Source organism: Pseudomonas sp. ICMP22404, from assembly GCF_006227205.1.
Classification (GTDB): domain Bacteria; phylum Pseudomonadota; class Gammaproteobacteria; order Pseudomonadales; family Pseudomonadaceae; genus Aquipseudomonas.
This window is the reverse complement of record NZ_VCNG01000002.1, coordinates 97,489-114,211: the sequence shown is the minus strand read 5'-3', so window position 1 is coordinate 114,211 and position 16,723 is coordinate 97,489. Positions and strand designations below refer to the sequence as shown.

16 protein-coding genes and 1 pseudogene are annotated in these 16,723 nt (G+C 62.1%); 12 read left to right on the top strand and 5 right to left on the bottom strand.

Going from position 1 to position 16,723, the window contains the following annotated elements; translation table 11 throughout:
* Window positions 1-108: 108 nt before the first annotated feature.
* The 5 genes from FGE05_RS04300 (at window position 109) to FGE05_RS04280 (ending at window position 3,951) form a co-directional block, all read left to right on the top strand.
* Complete coding sequence (locus FGE05_RS04300; protein ID WP_041023110.1) at window positions 109-882, top strand: SDR family NAD(P)-dependent oxidoreductase; 774 nt, start codon at window positions 109-111, stop codon at window positions 880-882.
* A 73-nt stretch (window positions 883-955) separates the two neighbouring features.
* The gene (locus FGE05_RS04295; protein ID WP_217505292.1) at window positions 956-1,297 is read left to right on the top strand and encodes a carboxymuconolactone decarboxylase family protein; all 342 of its coding nucleotides are present in this window, start codon (window positions 956-958) and stop codon (window positions 1,295-1,297) included.
* 58 nt (window positions 1,298-1,355) lie between these two features.
* Window positions 1,356-2,024, top strand: a complete 669-nt coding sequence (locus tag FGE05_RS04290) for a cupin domain-containing protein (protein ID WP_139641838.1) — start codon at window positions 1,356-1,358, stop codon at window positions 2,022-2,024.
* A gap of 2 nt (window positions 2,025-2,026) precedes the next feature.
* On the top strand, window positions 2,027-3,175 hold the full coding sequence (locus FGE05_RS04285) for an FAD-dependent oxidoreductase (RefSeq protein WP_139641836.1): 1,149 nt from the start codon (window positions 2,027-2,029) through the stop codon (window positions 3,173-3,175).
* Window positions 3,172-3,951: a helix-turn-helix domain-containing protein gene (locus FGE05_RS04280; protein WP_139641834.1), complete on the top strand. Its 780-nt coding sequence runs from the start codon at window positions 3,172-3,174 to the stop codon at window positions 3,949-3,951. Before FGE05_RS04285 ends, FGE05_RS04280 begins: the two co-directional genes overlap by 4 nt.
* A gap of 75 nt (window positions 3,952-4,026) precedes the next feature.
* Here the strand turns inward: FGE05_RS04280 and FGE05_RS04275 are convergent, their stop codons facing one another.
* Window positions 4,027-5,061: an alcohol dehydrogenase gene (locus FGE05_RS04275; protein WP_139641832.1), complete on the bottom strand. Its 1,035-nt coding sequence runs from the start codon at window positions 5,059-5,061 to the stop codon at window positions 4,027-4,029.
* A 209-nt stretch (window positions 5,062-5,270) separates the two neighbouring features.
* On the opposite strand from FGE05_RS04275, the gene FGE05_RS04270 reads away from it, so the two are divergent.
* A complete protein-coding gene (locus tag FGE05_RS04270; protein ID WP_139641830.1) occupies window positions 5,271-6,197 on the top strand; it encodes an AEC family transporter in 927 nt (308 codons plus the stop codon).
* Window positions 6,198-6,207: 10 nt separating this feature from the next.
* On the opposite strand, the gene FGE05_RS04265 is transcribed toward FGE05_RS04270, so the two are convergent.
* On the bottom strand, window positions 6,208-8,571 hold the full coding sequence (locus tag FGE05_RS04265) for a DNA polymerase II (protein WP_176562975.1): 2,364 nt from the start codon (window positions 8,569-8,571) through the stop codon (window positions 6,208-6,210).
* A gap of 219 nt (window positions 8,572-8,790) precedes the next feature.
* Here FGE05_RS04265 and FGE05_RS04260 point away from each other — a divergent pair, with 219 nt between their 5' ends.
* The 5 genes from FGE05_RS04260 (at window position 8,791) to FGE05_RS04240 (ending at window position 12,741) form a co-directional block, all read left to right on the top strand.
* Window positions 8,791-9,231: a CBS domain-containing protein gene (locus FGE05_RS04260; RefSeq protein WP_041020645.1), complete on the top strand. Its 441-nt coding sequence runs from the start codon at window positions 8,791-8,793 to the stop codon at window positions 9,229-9,231.
* A gap of 70 nt (window positions 9,232-9,301) precedes the next feature.
* Window positions 9,302-9,898: a paraquat-inducible protein A gene (locus FGE05_RS04255; RefSeq protein ID WP_139641826.1), complete on the top strand. Its 597-nt coding sequence runs from the start codon at window positions 9,302-9,304 to the stop codon at window positions 9,896-9,898.
* A gap of 11 nt (window positions 9,899-9,909) precedes the next feature.
* A complete protein-coding gene (locus FGE05_RS04250; RefSeq protein WP_139642495.1) occupies window positions 9,910-10,557 on the top strand; it encodes a paraquat-inducible protein A in 648 nt (215 codons plus the stop codon).
* On the top strand, window positions 10,538-12,187 hold the full coding sequence (locus tag FGE05_RS04245; protein WP_139641824.1) for an intermembrane transport protein PqiB: 1,650 nt from the start codon (window positions 10,538-10,540) through the stop codon (window positions 12,185-12,187). The genes FGE05_RS04250 and FGE05_RS04245 overlap by 20 nt, the downstream gene beginning before the upstream one ends.
* Window positions 12,188-12,204: 17 nt before the next feature.
* Window positions 12,205-12,741, top strand: a complete 537-nt coding sequence (locus tag FGE05_RS04240; RefSeq protein WP_139641822.1) for a membrane integrity-associated transporter subunit PqiC — start codon at window positions 12,205-12,207, stop codon at window positions 12,739-12,741.
* Between the two features lie 14 nt (window positions 12,742-12,755).
* Here FGE05_RS04240 and FGE05_RS04235 read toward each other — a convergent pair whose 3' ends face one another.
* On the bottom strand, window positions 12,756-13,385 hold the full coding sequence (locus FGE05_RS04235) for a glutathione S-transferase family protein (RefSeq protein ID WP_139641821.1): 630 nt from the start codon (window positions 13,383-13,385) through the stop codon (window positions 12,756-12,758).
* 194 nt (window positions 13,386-13,579) lie between these two features.
* Here FGE05_RS04235 and FGE05_RS30025 point away from each other — a divergent pair, with 194 nt between their 5' ends.
* Complete coding sequence (locus FGE05_RS30025; protein WP_139641819.1) at window positions 13,580-14,014, top strand: phage infection protein; 435 nt, start codon at window positions 13,580-13,582, stop codon at window positions 14,012-14,014.
* Between the two features lie 117 nt (window positions 14,015-14,131).
* Here the strand turns inward: FGE05_RS30025 and FGE05_RS04225 are convergent, their stop codons facing one another.
* Both FGE05_RS04225 and hemB read right to left on the bottom strand, forming a co-directional pair.
* Window positions 14,132-15,226 carry a DUF1615 domain-containing protein gene (locus FGE05_RS04225; protein ID WP_139641817.1) on the bottom strand — a complete coding sequence of 365 codons (1,095 nt, stop codon included), beginning with the start codon at window positions 15,224-15,226 and terminating at the stop codon, window positions 14,132-14,134.
* Window positions 15,227-15,578: 352 nt separating this feature from the next.
* Window positions 15,579-16,554: pseudogene (hemB, locus tag FGE05_RS04220) on the bottom strand (porphobilinogen synthase).
* Window positions 16,555-16,723: the final 169 nt, after the last annotated feature.

The following is a 16,723-nucleotide window of genomic DNA, read 5'->3' as shown; positions in this document are numbered from 1 at the left end:
ACTTTATGTGGTTTGTCGCCTGGAAGGGAAGCCTCGAATAATGGGCTCCAAGGCAGAACAGCGCCGCGTGGCGATCACTGCCAACCATGAAGTCCAGAGAGGTGCGGTATGAGCAATCAATTCAAGGGTAAAAAGCTGCTGGTCGTCGGTGGCACCAGTGGGATGGGCCTGGAAGTGGCCCGGATGGTACTCGCCGAAGGTGGCAGTGCAGTCATCGTGGGCAACCGCCCACAGAAAACCGAAGAAGCCCGCAAGGAGCTGTCCGCCCTGGGCGAGGTCGTCGCGCTGACCGCTGACCTGACCAGCGAAGAAGGCCTGGCCCAACTGACCCGAACCATCGATGAACACCACTGGAACATCGACCTGCTGGTCAATGCGGCCGGTGTGTTTTTCCCGAAACCGTTCCTGGAATACGAAGGTGCGGATTACGACCAGTACATGAAGCTGAACAAGGCTTTCTTCTTCATCACCCAGAAGGTCGCCGCCAACCTGGTGGCCAACGAACGTCCGGGCGCCATCGTCAACATCGGTTCGATGTGGGCCAAGCAGGCGATCGCCGCAACGCCCTCCTCGGCCTATTCCATGGCCAAGGCCGGCCTGCACTCGCTGACCCAGCATCTGGCCATGGAGCTGGCGCCGAAACACATCCGTGTCAACGCCGTTTCGCCAGCCGTTGTACAGACCCCGATCTACGAAGGCTTCATCCCCAAGGCCGACGTCCATAGCGCTCTGCAAGGCTTCAACAGCTTCCACCCGATCGGCCGTGTCGGCACCCCGCAGGACGTCGCCGAAGTCGTGACCTTCCTGCTGTCCGACAAAGCCAGCTGGGTCACCGGCGCCATCTGGGACGTGGACGGCGGCGTGATGGCCGGCCGCAACTGATTCACGACGCACGCTTTTGCGCCGGGTGTCATTGCGACACTCGACCTCAAATCTGAAAGGACCTATCCCCATGATGAATGACTGGAACACTTACCGCACCGCACTGTTGGAACGCGTCGGCGATCTCGCGACGCAAAGCCCCGATATTCTCCGTGGCTTGAACACGATTGACGGCGCGGCCGCCAAGACCGGCCACCTGGAGCCTAAGATCCATGAGTTGATCGCATTGGCCGTGGCCGTCACCACCCGCTGCGACGGTTGCATCACCGTGCACACCAAGAAGGCCGTCGAACTGGGCGCGACCAAGGCAGAGATCACCGAAGCACTGGGCGTCGCCATCGCCTTGAACGCAGGTGCGGCCCTGACTTATTCCGCACGCGTCCTCGAGGCGCACGCCCAACTCCCCAACGCTTGAGCCCTGACGAGGGGGCCGGCTCGCCGGTCTCCTTTCGCCGGCTCCTGGACATTCGCCCATGCTCGTCAATGCAGACTTTTCCCGTCCCGCCACCGTTGCGTCCCGCGACTACCAATGGGTCGCCTCGCCGCAGAGTGGCGTCGAACGCGTCATGCTGGATCGGCTCGGGGGTGAAAAAGCCCGAGCGACCAGTATTGTGCGCTATGCACCACAGTCCATTTTTCCGCCACATCCCCATCCTGGGGGCGAGGAGATCCTGGTCCTGTCTGGGACCTTCTCCGAAGGTGACGAACACCACCCCGCAGGCACTTATCTACGCAACCCACCAGGATCGGCCCATCAGCCTTTCAGCCGCGAAGGTGCGATCATCTTCGTCAAGCTCTGGCAGATGAAACCTGACGAGCAAGATCCGGTGCGGATCGATACAAGCGATCCCCTGGCCTGGCAACAGCAGGACAGTCGGGAAATCTGTCCGCTGTTCTCGGCCAAGGACGAACAGGTCTGCCTGCTACGCCTGCGGCCCGAAGATCCCCTCTTCACCCAAGGCATCGACAGCGCTGAGGTGCTGGTGCTTTCGGGCCAGATCGAAACCGCAGGGCAATCCTTCGAGCGCGGCAGCTGGATGCGCTTGCCACCAGGTGCCTACCCGGACATTACCGCCGGCAACCAAGGTGCCACGGTGTACCTCAAGACCGGGCATCTGCTCGATATGCCCACGGAGGCTTAGGCATGCAAACAGCTCGAATTGCGATCGTCGGGGCCGGCTTGAGTGGCCTGTACGCCGCCTATGCACTGCAGCAAAAAGGCGTCACGGACTATGTGGTGCTTGAAGCCCGGGACGTCCTCGGGGGACGCATCGTCTCCGCTCCCACAACCTTCGCCACGGGTCCGGAACAACCCGGCACCCTGGACCGCTTCGACCTGGGCCCCTCGTGGTTCTGGCCTGGCTACCAACGGCAGCTGGATCGTCTCATCCAGACGCTGAAGTTGCGTCGTTACGAGCAGTACGAGATCGGCGACATGATGGTCGAGCGCTCACGTGACGCTGCGCCTGCGCGCATGCGCGGCTACGTGAATTCACCGCCTTCGATGCGTCTGGAGGGTGGCATGGGCGCCCTTGTCGAGGCCCTGTTCGACGCTCTGGACCCGGCGCGAGTCTTCACCGGACACACCGTGCGCAGCATGTGCCGCACAGCACAGGGCATTGAGCTGTCTAGCACCGACGCCTCAGGCCAGGTCACGACGTGGGGCGTGGAGCAGGTGCTCCTGGCCATGCCGCCGCGGCTGGTGCAGGCCACTGTTGAGTTTTCGCCGGCCCTGCCGCTGGAGCTCGCACGAAGCTGGGCAGCGACCGCTACATGGATGGCCCCCCATGCCAAGTATTTCGCCCTCTTCGATACGCCTTTCTGGCGTGAGCAAGGGCTTTCCGGTGAAGGTCGAAGCGGTGTCGGCCCTTTGGTGGAAATCCACGATGCCTCGATCCCACAAGGCAGCGCTGCGCTGTTCGGCTTCATTGGCGTGCCCGCAACATTTCGCAAGAACATGCCCGAAAGTGAATTGCGATCACTTTGCCGCGCTCAGTTGGTCCGGATGTTTGGACCTCAGACGGGCACTCCAAAAGCCGAGTTCCTGAAAGACTGGGCGGCGGAGCCCTTCACCGCCACCGCAGCTGATCTCACGGGTGCGAGCCAACATGCCGCGGCGCCCTCAGCCATGGCAGCCTCTGGGCCCTGGAGTGGATGCCTTGCCGGTATCGCCAGTGAATGGTCGCCGCAGTTTCCCGGCTATGTCGCCGGGGCAGTCGATGCGGCTGATCGGGGCGTACAGGCAGTGTCGCAGTCCATCACTCAAGGACCTTCTGCCCGAGATCGATCATGAAATGGGGCACCCTCGAAGCCCCTCATGGCCTCACACCCCCCGCGCCTTTGAAGGTACGTGCCCAGTCCATCCCTGCGCGCCACAGCTTCCCCGAGCACGCTCATGACTGGCACCAGATGGTCTACGCGATTTCCGGCGTGTTGACGGTCAATACACAGGCCGGCTCCTTCATGATCTCGCCGGAACAGGCCGCTTGGCTGCCAACCGGTCTCAGTCACCAGGTCGGCTCGATGTTCGGTGCGGAGTTTCGCAGCCTGTGGATCAGCGATCGCATTCCCTCCGAGCTGCCTGGCGACCGTCCCACGCTGTTCGACGTGTCGCCCCTGCTCAAGGCACTGATCATCGAAGCGGCACGGGTGGAAGATGAAGAAGACACCGAGGGCTACACCCGCCGCATCACGCAATTGATCCTCGACCAACTGCGTCGCACCACGCCTCTTTCCACCGCCCTGCCCTGGCCCCGTAACCAGGCATTGGCGACGCTGTGCGAAGCCCTTTATGCCGACCCGGCAGACCCGACGGAAATGGACACCTGGGCTCGGAGACTGGGCATGTCCGAGCGGACGCTGGCGCGGCACTTCGTCAGTGAAACAGGCATGAGCTTGCGGACCTGGCGAAGACGACTACGTCTGTTCAGGGCCATCGAACTGCTGGGCGACGGCCTGGACGTGACCCGTACGGCCCTGGAGCTGGGCTATGGTTCCACCTCCGCGTTCATCTACGCGTTTCGCCAGGAATTGGGCAGCAGTCCGCAGGCATATATGCGCGGGGAATAGGCAACGACGAAAGCCCGGGCAAATCACGTCGGTTTCCTCGACATTGCCCGGGAACAACCGCCCACCCATTGAGGCTCAGACGACGCCCGAATCCATCGTCAGCACCATGCGAAATTTCACCTCACCTGACTTCACCTTCTGGTAAGCCTCCCAGGCATTCTCCAGGGGTCGGGTTTCGATCATGGCGCGCACGTCGGTCATGACGCTGAAATCCAGGGTTTTCTCGGATTCGTAGGGAGTGCCGGTGATCGCACCTTGGACGCTGCGTTCGCCGCCCACCAGCGCACCGGGCATGATCGTCAGCGGCTGCTGCCCCACGCCCACCACCAGCAAACGTCCCTGTGGCGCGAGGGCAGGCATTAGCGAGGATACCGCGGCGCTGTCGGTGATGGTGGTCAGGATCACCTGGGCCCCACCCATCTCCTTGAGCCGAGCGACCGGATCCTCGACATGGGTATCGAGGTAGTGATGAGCGCCCAGCGCCAGGACATCTTGCGCAATGTCGGCGCCACGCCCGACGGCCACGACCTTGAAACCCATCCGCCGCGCGTACTGGATGGCCAGGTGACCGAGGCCGCCGATGCCCTGGATCGCCACCAGATCCCCCGCCTGGGCGCCAGACTTGCGCAGGGCATTGAACGTGGCGATGCCCGCGCACAGCAATGGCGCCGCTTCCACGGCATCCAACTGATCCGGGATCGCCACCAGCCCGGTGGCGCGTGCGGTCATCATCTCTGCGTAGCCGCCATCCCGGGAGCTGCCCACCATGGGCTGGTTGCTGCACAGGTTGAAGTGCCCGCGACGGCACTGCTCACAAGCGTTGCAATGCCCTCCCAAACGTCCGATGCCAACCCGCTGGCCCACCCGCCAACCACCTTGGACGCCCGCGCCGAGGGCCACGATCCGCCCCACCACTTCATGACCGGGCACGCGGGGCAATTGCAGACCGCCCTCCAGCCCTTCGATAGCCCCGGCGTCCGCCCCACAGACCCCGCAGGCCTGCACTTCGATCAATACATCACCCGTGCCCGGTTCGGGTATTTGCCGTTCGACCAGCTCCAGCAGGCCCGGCCGGGTAACCTGCATGGCCTTGTAGGTGTTCTTGGTCATTTTCTCTCGCCTCTGTGATCAAAACCTGAGTTCGAGTGTGTGCAGATGCCACTTGCCGGACAAAGCAGATTACTTTTAGCGCAGGGCAAGAAAAACTTTATGGGTGTGCAGGGAACGCCTTATCTGCTTTACCCTGTGGGACCGAGGGAAGTATCCCAGGCAGGCTGCACAGCCGCCGTTATTCCTCTGAACTGATTGGTGAATGCGAGATGACCCTGGCGTTGCTGCTTGCCCTCTTCCCCATTGCCTTGTTGATCGCATTGGGTGCCTGGCTCAGGCAATCGAACTTTCTGGCCGACAGCTTCTGGCCCCAGGCCGAGCGGCTGGGCTACTACGTGCTGCTGCCGTCGCTGTTTCTCCATGGCCTGGCGACCGCCCAGCTCGGTGATGTCCCGGTGGGCGGGATGATCCTGGCGCTGGTGATGTCGACCGTCACGGTTGCGGTCTTGCTGGTGGGGTCGCGAGGTCTTTTTGCGGGTAATGATGCGGCCTTCACCTCGGTCTTCCAGGGCGGCGTGCGCTTCAATAATTATGTGGGGGTATCTGCGGCCGCCGGACTGTTCGGTGCATCCGGTATTACCTTGGCAGCCGTGGCCAACGCGGCGATCGTGCCGACGGTCAATATTCTCTGCGTGCTGGTATTCGCCCGCTTCGGTCCTGGGGGACGATTGCCGCTCAAGCTCATCGCCAGGCAATTGGTAACGAACCCACTGATAATGGCGTGTCTGGCCGGCATCATCCTGCAAGGGACAGGGATCGGCATACCCCGAGGACCGGAAGCGGTATTCAAGGCGCTTGGCCAGGCGTCGTTGCCCCTCGGCCTGCTGTGTGTCGGGGCGGCCCTGGACCTGAAAACGGCGCGCAGCTGGTTGAAGCCGATCGGCCTGTCCTCGATCACCAAGTTCGTGATCATGCCGATCGTGACCTTGATCGCCTGCCGCATGATCGGCCTGCGGGGCGATGCGGCGATTGCCGTCCTGCTTTTCCAGTCCCTGCCGACGGCATCGTCGTCCTACATCATGGCCCGGCAGATGGGCGGTGATGCCCCGCTGATGGCCGGCATCATCGCGGGCCAGACGCTGCTCGCCGCGCTTGCCCTGCCGGTCGCCGTCATCACCCTTTCGTCATGGGTATGACGAGCCATCATCAGAACAAGCCCATCTGCCCGCCCACCAAGGTCAGGAAATCATCGCCCACGAACGGCAGGATCGCATCCGCCACCGGTTGCAGCTGCTTGCTCACGTAGTGGTCGTAGTCGATGGCGGCGCTGCGGGTTTCCAGCGGCTCGGGGCCGGCGACGGTGATGACGTAGCTGATCCAGCCACCATTCTGGTATTGCCGCGGGCGACCCTGGCGCTGGTTGAACTCGTCGGCAATCCGCGCCGCTCGCACGTGGGGCGGGACATTGCGCTCATAGTCATCCAGCGGTCGACGCAGGCGCTTGCGGTAGACCAGTCGCTCATCGAACGTCCCGGCCAGGGTCTGTTGGACGTAATCGCGCACGTAATCCTGGTAAGGCTTGCGATGGAAGATCCGCTCGTACAACTCCTGCTGGAATTGCCGGGCCAGCGGCGACCAGTCGGTGCGCACGGCCTCCAGCCCCTTGTAGACGATTTCATCGCTACCGTCGGCACGGGTCACCAGCCCGGCGTAGCGCTTCTTGCTGCCTTCCTCGGCACCACGAATCGTCGGCATCAAAAAACGCTTGAAGTGGGTTTCGAACTGCAGCTCCAACGCACTCTGCAACCCGAACGTCTCATGCACGTATTCGCGCCACCACTGGTTGACGTAAGCCACCAGCTCACGACCAATGCCGGCTGCCTCCTCCTGGCCATGGGCCCGGCGCAACCAGACGAAGGTGGAGTCCGTATCGCCATAGATCACCACATGGCCCCGAGCTTCGATCAACTGCCGGGTCTGCTGCATGATCTGGTGGCCGCGCAAGGTAATGGATGAGGCCAGCCTTGGATCGAAGAAGCGGCAACCGCTGGAACCGAGTACGCCGTAGAAGGCGTTCATGATGATCTTCAGGGCCTGGGACAGCGGCGCGTTGTGTTCGCGCTTGGCGGTTTCCCGGCCTTCGGCAACGCGTGCCACGATGGACGGCAGGCAATGGCGGGTGCGCGAGAACCGTGCGCCGCGAAAGCCCGGCACCGACTCGCGATCGTCCGGATGCCGCAGGCCTTCGATCAGACCCACCGGGTCGATGAGAAACGTGCGGATGATCGACGGATACAGGCTCTTGTAGTCCAGCACCAGGACCGATTCGTAGAGCCCGGGCTGGGAGTCCATGACAAAGCCGCCCGGGCTGGCCTGGGGCGGGCGCTGGCCAAGATTCGGTGCCACGAACCCCTGGCGGTGCATCAGCGGCATGTACAGGTGCGTGAAGGCCGCCACCGAACCGCCACTGCGGTCCGCCGGCAGGCCGGTAACACTGGCCCGCTCCAGCAGGAACTTGAGCAGCTCGGTCTTGGCGAAGATCCGCATCACCAGCTCGCAATCCTTGAGGTTGTAGCGGGCCAGGGCCGGCTTGTCCTCGGCGAACATGCGATTGATTTCGTCCATGCGCTGATAAGGGGTGCCGATGGCCTTGCCCTCCCCCAACAACGTCTGGGCGACGTTTTCCAGGCTGAACGAAGGGAAGCTCCAGGTGGCCGAGCGCAGGGACTCGATGCCATCGATGATCAGTCGTCCGGCCGCCGAGGCAAAGAAGTGGTTGTTGCGCGCACCGTGCTCGCGCCACTGCATCTCCTCCCCGCCTCGCCCCAGGCGCAACGGCACGGCCAGCCGCCGGGCATGCTCGTGCAGCACCCGCAGGTCGAACTGCACCAGGTTCCAGCCGATGATCGCGTCGGGGTCGAAACGGGCGAACCAGTCGTTGAGTTTCTTCAGCAGCAGCGTGCGGGATTCACAGTATTCGAGCTGGAAATCCACATCGCTGTCGTCGCCATTGGGCGGGCCGAGCATGTACACCTGGCGCTCGCCGCAGCCTTCCAGGGCAATGGAATACAGTTCACCCTGGGCCGTGGTCTCGATGTCCAGGGACACCAGGCGCAACGCCGGACGGTAATCGGGGGCCGGTTTCATCTGGGCATCCAGCAACAGGCCGTCGGTGCCCGGCGTACCGCTGAACCAGACCGGCGCGGTGATGAATCGCTCCATCAGGTAGCGCTCCGGCGGCCGGATATCGGCCTCGAACACGTCCACGCCCGCCCGCCGCAAGGTCGTGTCCAGGCGCATCAGTTGGGCGTGTTGGCGGCAATACAGGCCCAGCACCGGTCGATGCTCGAAATCCAGCAGGTCGAGGGGGCGCAATTCAATGTCCTTCTCCCCTTGCAGCAGGGCTTCGACCTGGCCACGCTGGAGCTGCGGCACGAACGCCACCGACGGCTGCACCGCCAGCCGCACACGCCGAGGCCCGGCGTCTGTCGCCAGCCAGAATTCGACTTCGGTGCCCGCTGGGGTGTCGCGCCAATGCCGGGTCAGGACGAAGCCCTGCTGTAAATCCACCGCTGTGACCTCGAATCTTGGGTAAGGGGTGATTCTACCCGCCATCTCTCAGGGAAACAGTGAACCTGAGTGGCGAGGGGATTTATCCCCTCGCCACAATGATAAATTCACCGCCGATGGCGTTTTTGGACGACTGGCCGCCGTTTTACCGCTTGCCCTGCGCCGCCGGGTCTACGATTCTTTAACAACACCTGCAAAAACACCCCCGAGGCCCTCCCAATGAAAACCGTCGCGCAGTTGCTCCGGATGAAGGACGAGAAGAACCAGCATGTGCACACCATCTCACCGGACGACATGGTGTTGCAGGCCTTGATGCGCATGGCCGAGAAAAACGTCGGCGCCTTGTTGGTGGTGAAGAACGATGAAGTGCTGGGGATCATCAGCGAGCGTGATTATGCGCGCAAGATGGTCTTGCACGGCCGCTCATCGGTGGGCACAAAAGTCAGCGACATCATGGTATCCCCCGTGATCACCATCGATCCGCACCAGACCGTCGAGACCTGCCTGAGCATCATGACCGAAAAGCACTTGCGGCATTTGCCGGTGGTGGACGACGGCAAACTCGTCGGCCTGCTGTCCATCGGTGACCTGGTCAAGGAAGCCATTGCCGAACAGGCGAACCTGATCCAACAACTGGAGCAGTACATTCGCGGCGAATGATCGACTCGCCAGGTTGCTCATTCCCAACCCACTTCTATATTGAAGGGGTTGTCCCTGCCCGAGCACCCCGATGGCCGACGCCGAGCGACTGATCATTTGCGAACATTGCGATGCGGTGTACGAGCCGGTGGAGCTCGTCCCGCATCAGAAAGCCTCGTGCGTGCGATGTGGCGCGGTGATCCAGCGCTATAACGGGCTGACCATCGAAAAACGCCTGGCCTTGAGCGTAACGGCGGCGGTGTTGTGGGCCTTCGCCAACGTCTACCCGGTGATGAGCATCCGCTTCCAGGGCCTGAACAACAGCGCCACGCTGTGGGATTCCATCGTGGCCTTGAGCCAGGGGCCGATTACCTTCATCGCCCTGGTGGCAGCGGTGGCAATCATCATCGCTCCACTCCTTCAACTGGCCCTGCTGCTCTGGGTGCTGGGGCATGCCTACGCCAACCGCCGTGCGCCGGGGTTCAACCTGTGCATGCGCAGCCTGGAAACGCTGCGACCATGGAGCATGCTGGAGGTCTGCCTGCTGGGCGCGCTGGTGGCGGTGATCAAACTCGCCGGGTTGCTGGACGTACTGCCGGGTATCGGCCTGTTCGCCCTGGCGGCCTTGAGCCTGCTGATGATCCGTATTGCCGGGCGCGATGTGCGCGACCTGTGGAGCAGCCTGTGAACGGCAAACCGCTGGATACCCCACCACTGGCCGGTGAGCTGGACCTGTGCCTGTGCCATGGCTGCGGCCTGGCCTGCGACATGACCGACGAGCCCACGACCTGCCCGCGTTGCGACGCCCTCCTGCACCGACGCAAACCCGATGCCCTCACCCGCACCTGGGCCTACATGCTGGCCGCGCTGGTGTTCTATATCCCGGCCAACCTGCTGCCGGTGATGAACACCCGGATGCTCGGGGACGGCGCCGACAGCACGATCATCAGCGGCGTGATCGAGTTCTGGCGCAGCGGTGCCTGGGACATCGCCCTGATCATCTTCATCGCCAGCATCGCCGTACCCGGCATCAAGTTCGTGGTCCTGACGCTGCTGCTGGTCACCGTGCAACGACGCAGCAGCTGGGCCCAGCTCCAGCGAGCGAAGCTGTACCGGCTGGTGGAAGTCATCGGCTATTGGTCGATGCTCGACGTGCTGGTGGTGGCCCTGGTGGCGGCGCTGGTGAAGTTCCAGGCACTGAGCGATATCGAACCGCGCCCGGGGATCCTGTTCTTCGGCCTCGTCGTGCTGTTCACCATGCTGTCGGCCATGAGTTTCGACCCACGGCTGATCTGGGACACCCCACCCCCCTCGGAGGAGGCCATGGATGAAATCGCAAGCCACTGACGGACAACAACCCGCGCCGGGGCGCGCCCACGTCACCAGCAGTCGCTGGTCGGTGTCGCTGGTGTGGATCGTGCCGATCATCGCGGTGCTGGTGGGCCTGTCGCTGGTAGTCCACAACTGGCTGCAGGAAGGCCCGACCATCACCATTACCTTCAAGACCGGCGAAGGCCTGACCGCCAACAAGACCGCGGTGAAATACCGCAACGTGGTGATCGGCCAGGTCACGGACGTGCAGTTGAGCGATGACCAGAAGAACGTCACCGCCACGGTCAAGCTGGCCAAGAACGCCGATACGTTCACCCACGAAGACTCGGTGTTCTGGGTGGTCCGGCCGCGCATCGGCGCCGGTGGCATTTCCGGGATCGACACGTTGCTGTCAGGGGACTTCATCGGGGCCGACGCCGGGCATTCGAAAGTACGCGCCAAGTCGTTCACCGGCCTCGAGGCACCGCCACCGATCACCTACGGCGAACCGGGCAAGCGCTTTACCCTGCACTCCCGCGACCTCGGTTCGCTGGACATCGGCTCACCGGTTTATCTGCGCAAGATTCCGGTGGGCCAAGTGGTCTCCTACGCCCTGGACGCGGACGGCAAGGGCGTCAATATCGAGGTCTTCATCAACGCACCGAACGACGCTTATGTCACCGAGAACACCCGGTTCTGGAACGTCAGCGGCGTGGACTTGAACGTCGGCGCCAATGGCTTCGCGGTCAGGACCGAATCGCTCTCGGCATTGCTGGTCGGCGGCATCGCGTTCAGGGCACCGGACTACAATCCCGACGACACGCCAGCAGCCGAAGACAAGAACTACGAACTGTTCGCCGACCAACAAAGCGCCCTGGCGCCACCCAGTGGCAAGGCGCAATACCTGGCCCTGCGTTTCGATCAGGCGCTGCGGGGGTTGAAGGTCGATGCACCGGTGGAATTCCTCGGCGTGGAAATCGGCAGGGTCGTGGCCATCAACCTGGATTTCGACGAGAAGCAACGCAGTTTCCCGGTCAATGTCGGCGTGGTGATCTACCCCCAGCGCCTGGGCAAAGCCCACGAGAAATTGCTCAAGGCGCTCAATCATGATCCAGAAGACGAGGCCGCCTCGGCCCGCCTGCTCGGCAGCTTCGTCGAACGTGGCCTGCGCGCCCAGGCCCGCAGCGGCAACTTGCTGACCGGGCAGTTGTACATCTCCCTGGACTTCTATCCCAAGGCCGAGAAAGTCGCTTTCGACCCCGCGGCCCGCCCCGTCCGAATCCCGACCATTCCTGGCAGCCTGCAGCAATTGCAGGAGCAACTGCAGTCGGTGATCGAGCGGATCAACAAGCTGCCGCTGGAAAGCATCGCCAGTAACCTGGATGGCAACCTCGTGGAATTGCGCAAAGGCCTGAAGCAATTCAACGGCAAGACCCTGCCAAGCGTGCAGAATACCTTGCAAGACGTCAGCAAGACCTTGCAGTCGGCCAACACCACGCTGGCCGAAGACTCGCCTCAGCGCGAGCAGTTGACCCAGACCCTCGACGATCTCGGTCGCATGTCGCGCTCGCTGCGAGAACTGTCCGACTACTTGAGCCGTCATCCCGAATCGCTGCTGCGCGGTCGTCCCAAGGATGCCCCGCTCACCTTCCCGGTGAAAGAATGATCAGAGGAGCACGCGCCATGCCGCCGATGCTGAAAGTCGCCCTCGTCGCCGTGGCGCTGCTGCTCGGCGCCTGTCGCAGCGATCCGATCCATTACCACACCTTGAGCCCGGTCCAGCCGACAGGCAAGCCACCCTCCGGCGTCGACATCCGGATCGAGCAGGTCAGCGTCCCGCCTCAGGTGGATCGCCCCCAGATGGTCATTCGCCAGGGCAACAGTGGATTGGCGATCCTGGAGACCGAATGGTGGGGCGCCAGCCTGGCGGATGAGCTGCGCAGCAGCCTGGAGGAACAACTGAGCAATCCCGGCGCGCCGAAGGCGTTACTACGGGTAGACGTACAACGTTTCGATTCGGTCCCCGGCCAGTACGCCCGCATGGACGTGCAATGGCGCTTGCGTAACCTCAGCGACGAAGCCCACGCCTTTACCTGCCGCAACCACCTGCAGACTCCTGCGGGAAGCACCCTCGACGAGCTGGTGCTGGCCCACCAGAATAACGTCCGGCAGTTCGTCGACCTCATCGCCCAGGCGGCCACTCGAAAGGCATGCCCATGACCTTTCGGACACGCCTACGCAGCCCAATGCAGTGACAGCACCGGGGCCACCCGCGGATGCTGGTCGATGCGCTCCAGCACTGCGTGAAATTCCGGTCGTGCACTGAGCATCGCCTCTCGCGTTCCGGCCCACTTGGTAATCACCGCTGCGAGAATATCCAGCGCTCCCGGCTCGGCACCGCTGAAGAACGGTTGCGCCGGAAACTGATCGGCAAACAACGTCCAATTGCGATACAAGCGATGCTTCGTGCCCGACACCAATTGCTGCCGGGTCGCCTCATCCGCCTCGGCCAGCCAGCGCTCCGGAAAATCGATGATACCGATGGGCGTGTAGCAATTGGCGACGATGTAAACCAGGCCCCGTATGGCTTGTGCACGCTGGACCGGGTCCTCGGGCAGCAACTTCGATTCCGGATAGGTCAGCCCGAGGTGGATCAGAATGGCGGCGGCTTCGGTCAGCACCGAACCGTCCGGCAACTGCAAGGTCGGCACCTGTTTCTGGGGATTCAACGCCTCGAGTGCCTTGGCCGCGTCATTGTCTTCGGTCGAATAGGCATCGACCCGGCGATAAGGCACACCACATAGGCACAGGGCAATCTCCACGGCCGAAGAACCGGATTGCCTGTAGCCGAATAACTGATACATAAGCCTGCCTCCAGGGAAGGTTCAGTCGATAGAACCCTTCGCACGCCCGATGTTCCACGCCGTGGACGACCTGCACATCGAGCAGTTATCACTGCCATCGATGGTCACCATCACTTCAATGAAGTTCTCATGATCACTGCCCGACGCAACAATGGCCCCACACAAACCCACTGCATCCCCCGGAGCACACCATCATGAAACGCCAAATCATCCTCAGCCTCGCTTTCTCGGTTCTGGCAGCCAACGCATTCGCCGCTTCTTCCCACCCGGTCGTTGCCGAAGGTGGTTCCGATCGACTGATTGAGAACCGCGTCGCTGAAGGTGGTTCGGATCGTTTGATCGAGAATCGCGTCGCTGAAGGTGGTTCGGATCGTTTGATCGAGAATCGCGTCGCTGAAGGTGGTTCGGATCGCTTGATCGAGAATCGCGTCGCTGAAGGTGGTTCGGATCGCTTGATCGAGAATCGCGTTGCTGAAGGTGGTTCGGATCGCTTGATCGAGAATCGCGTCGCTGAAGGTGGTTCGGATCGTTTGATCGAGAATCGCGTCGCTGAAGGTGGTTCGGATCGCTTGATCGAGAATCGCGTTGCTGAAGGTGGTTCGGATCACCTGACTCAGAATCGCGCATGACCTGCCGCCCTGCTCTGCCCGACAAAAGCCCGGTCTTATCCACCGGGCTTTTTTCATGGTCGCCGTTCGCCAGGCTCTGTGTGAAAAGCTTTGAGTATCAAGGCTTTCATACAGAGCCTAGCGTCCCGCCGACCGCGCCATGCACCGCTGATAGCGCTCGTCCACCCGCTTGGCAAACCATGCAGTGGTCAGCTTGCGGGTGATTTTCGGGCTCTTGAGTACGATCCCCGGCAACACCGCACGAGGTAACGGCTTACCCTCGGCCTTTTCAGCCAGTTCGAAGACGCGCTTGTAGAGTTTACTGTCCTCGAATGCCAGGCTGTCGCCCTGCTCCAACTGATCGCGAATGGTCGGGTTACGCATTCCCAACGATTTCCCAAGCGTGCGCACCGCCAGCTCGGTGCTGCCGGGCATGATGGAGTCATGCTGGATCAGGTCACCGTCGAGGGCGAGAGAAATGCCTGAGGCGCGACTCACGGCATGCTGGAACGCCGCGTTGCGGCTGGCGTACCAACCGGCATTGAAATCGGCGAAGCGATACAGCGGCTCGGTGTAGCTCACCGGATACCCCAGCAAATGCGCAATGCCGAAGTACATCCCACCGCGCCGGCTGAACACTTCCTGGCGAATCGACCCCTCCACCGTATAAGGATAATGTCGGGCATTGGCCTGGGCGAAGGCGATACTGACCTGCATCGGCCCGCCGGTGTGCACCGGGTTGAAACCGTCGAACAACGTTTTGCCCAACGGCACCATGCCAATGAAATCATCGAAAATGCCGCTCAGCTCCTTTTCGCTGCGCACCGCGGCGAGCCGGTCGCTGTAACTCTTGCCGTTGGATGAACGCACCTGGAGTGCGCCGCTGACCAATAGCCCGGGAATATGCAACTTCGCCGCACGGCGATCGATTTCCTGCCGGGCAATCTTGCCCAGTCCCGGCACCGTGGGGTCGGCCTGGAATGTCGACTCCTGCTCAGCGACAGCCAGTACCGAACAGATATTCTGCGTCGTAGGCGGGATCTGCTGCGCGGTTAACGCATCATAGATATCCGTGGCCCAGCCTTCGCGATCCGCGGTCTTGGCCGGCAACAACCGCACGATCTGCGCCTTGACCTCGGCGGGCTGGCGCTCGGGCTCCTGGACCTGACGACTGCCACAACCGGCCAGGACCAGCAGCGCCGGGAGAATGAACAACCATCGATTGAAAGGCATAGGGCTCCATCAGGTTTGTACTCCAGAGCACCATACGATCAAAAGCTGGGACAGGCTATATTCCGTCGTTTGCCACACGGATAAAACCGGCTCGGTAACCACCGGAAAACCCATGTGGGAGCCCGGCTTGCCCGCGAAGACGGTGGCACACACAACATCAATGCAAACTGACCCACCGCTATCGCGAGCAGGCTCGCTCCCACAAGGGATCTGCGGTAGATTCGATGTCTGTGAACACCCTGAAGCACTGTGGGAGCGGGCTTGCTCGCGATGACGGTGGCACACAAAACATCGATGCACGCTGACCCACCGCTATCGCGAGCAGGCTCGCTCCCACAGGGGAATGGTTGGATCAGATGCCGCTCAGTGCCAGGTCCATCGCAAAGTAGGTGAAGATCAAATCCGCTCCCGCCCGTTTGATCGCGCCAAGGCTTTCTCGCACCACTCGGGCTTCGTCAATGGCGCCGGCCTGGGCGGCGAATTTAATCATCGCGTATTCGCCACTGACCTGATACGCCGACAACGGCAGGTTCGACGCCTGGCGAATGTCACGGATGATATCGAGGTAGGCGCCGGCCGGCTTGACCATCAGCGCATCGGCGCCTTCCTGTTCATCGAGCAGGGATTCGCGCAACGCTTCGCGACGGTTCATCGGGTTCATCTGGGTAGCTCTTGCGGTCGCCCTTCAACGCGCTGCCGCCAGCCTCACGGAACGGGCCATAAAGCGCCGAGGCGAATTTAGTGGAATAGGCCATGATTGCCGTCTGGCTGAAGCCAGCTTCATCCAGCGCCTTGCGAATCGCCTGGACCTGCCCATCCATCGCCGCGGACGGAGCGATGACATCGGCACCGGCGCGGGCCGCTGCCACGGCTTGCCGGCCCAGGTTGAACAGGGTCAGGTCGTTGTCCACTTCATGCCCATGAAGCACGCCGCAATGACCATGATCGGTGTATTCACAGAAACACGTGTCGGACATCACAATCATTTCCGGCACAGCGTCCTTGCAGATCGCGGCCATGCGCGACACCAGGCCACGCTCGTTCCAGGTGTCGCTGCCGTCGCTGTCCAGATGATGGGACACGCCAAAGGTCATCACCGACTTGATGCCAGCACGGGCATATCGCTCGATCTCGCCAGCCAGTTTCGACTCAGGAATGCGCACCACGCCTGGCATGCTCTTGATCGGCACGAAGTCATCGATTTCTTCTTCGACGAAAATCGGCAGGACCAGGTCGTTCAACGTGAACTCGGTTTCCTGGAAAAGACTGCGCAGGCTGGCATTACGACGCAGGCGGCGTGGACGTGCTTCGGGGAACTGGCTGGACATGGAACTCCTGGGCAAATGGGGGGCAATCACAGGGGGCCAAAGCTTATGCCTTGGCCACCCCGGGTACAAACGACACCTGGAAAACAGTGTGTTACCGGCAGAGCAATAATCCGCTTACACGCTCAGCGAACCGTTGATACAAGTCAGTGCCCTTGAGCCGCACGCCGCT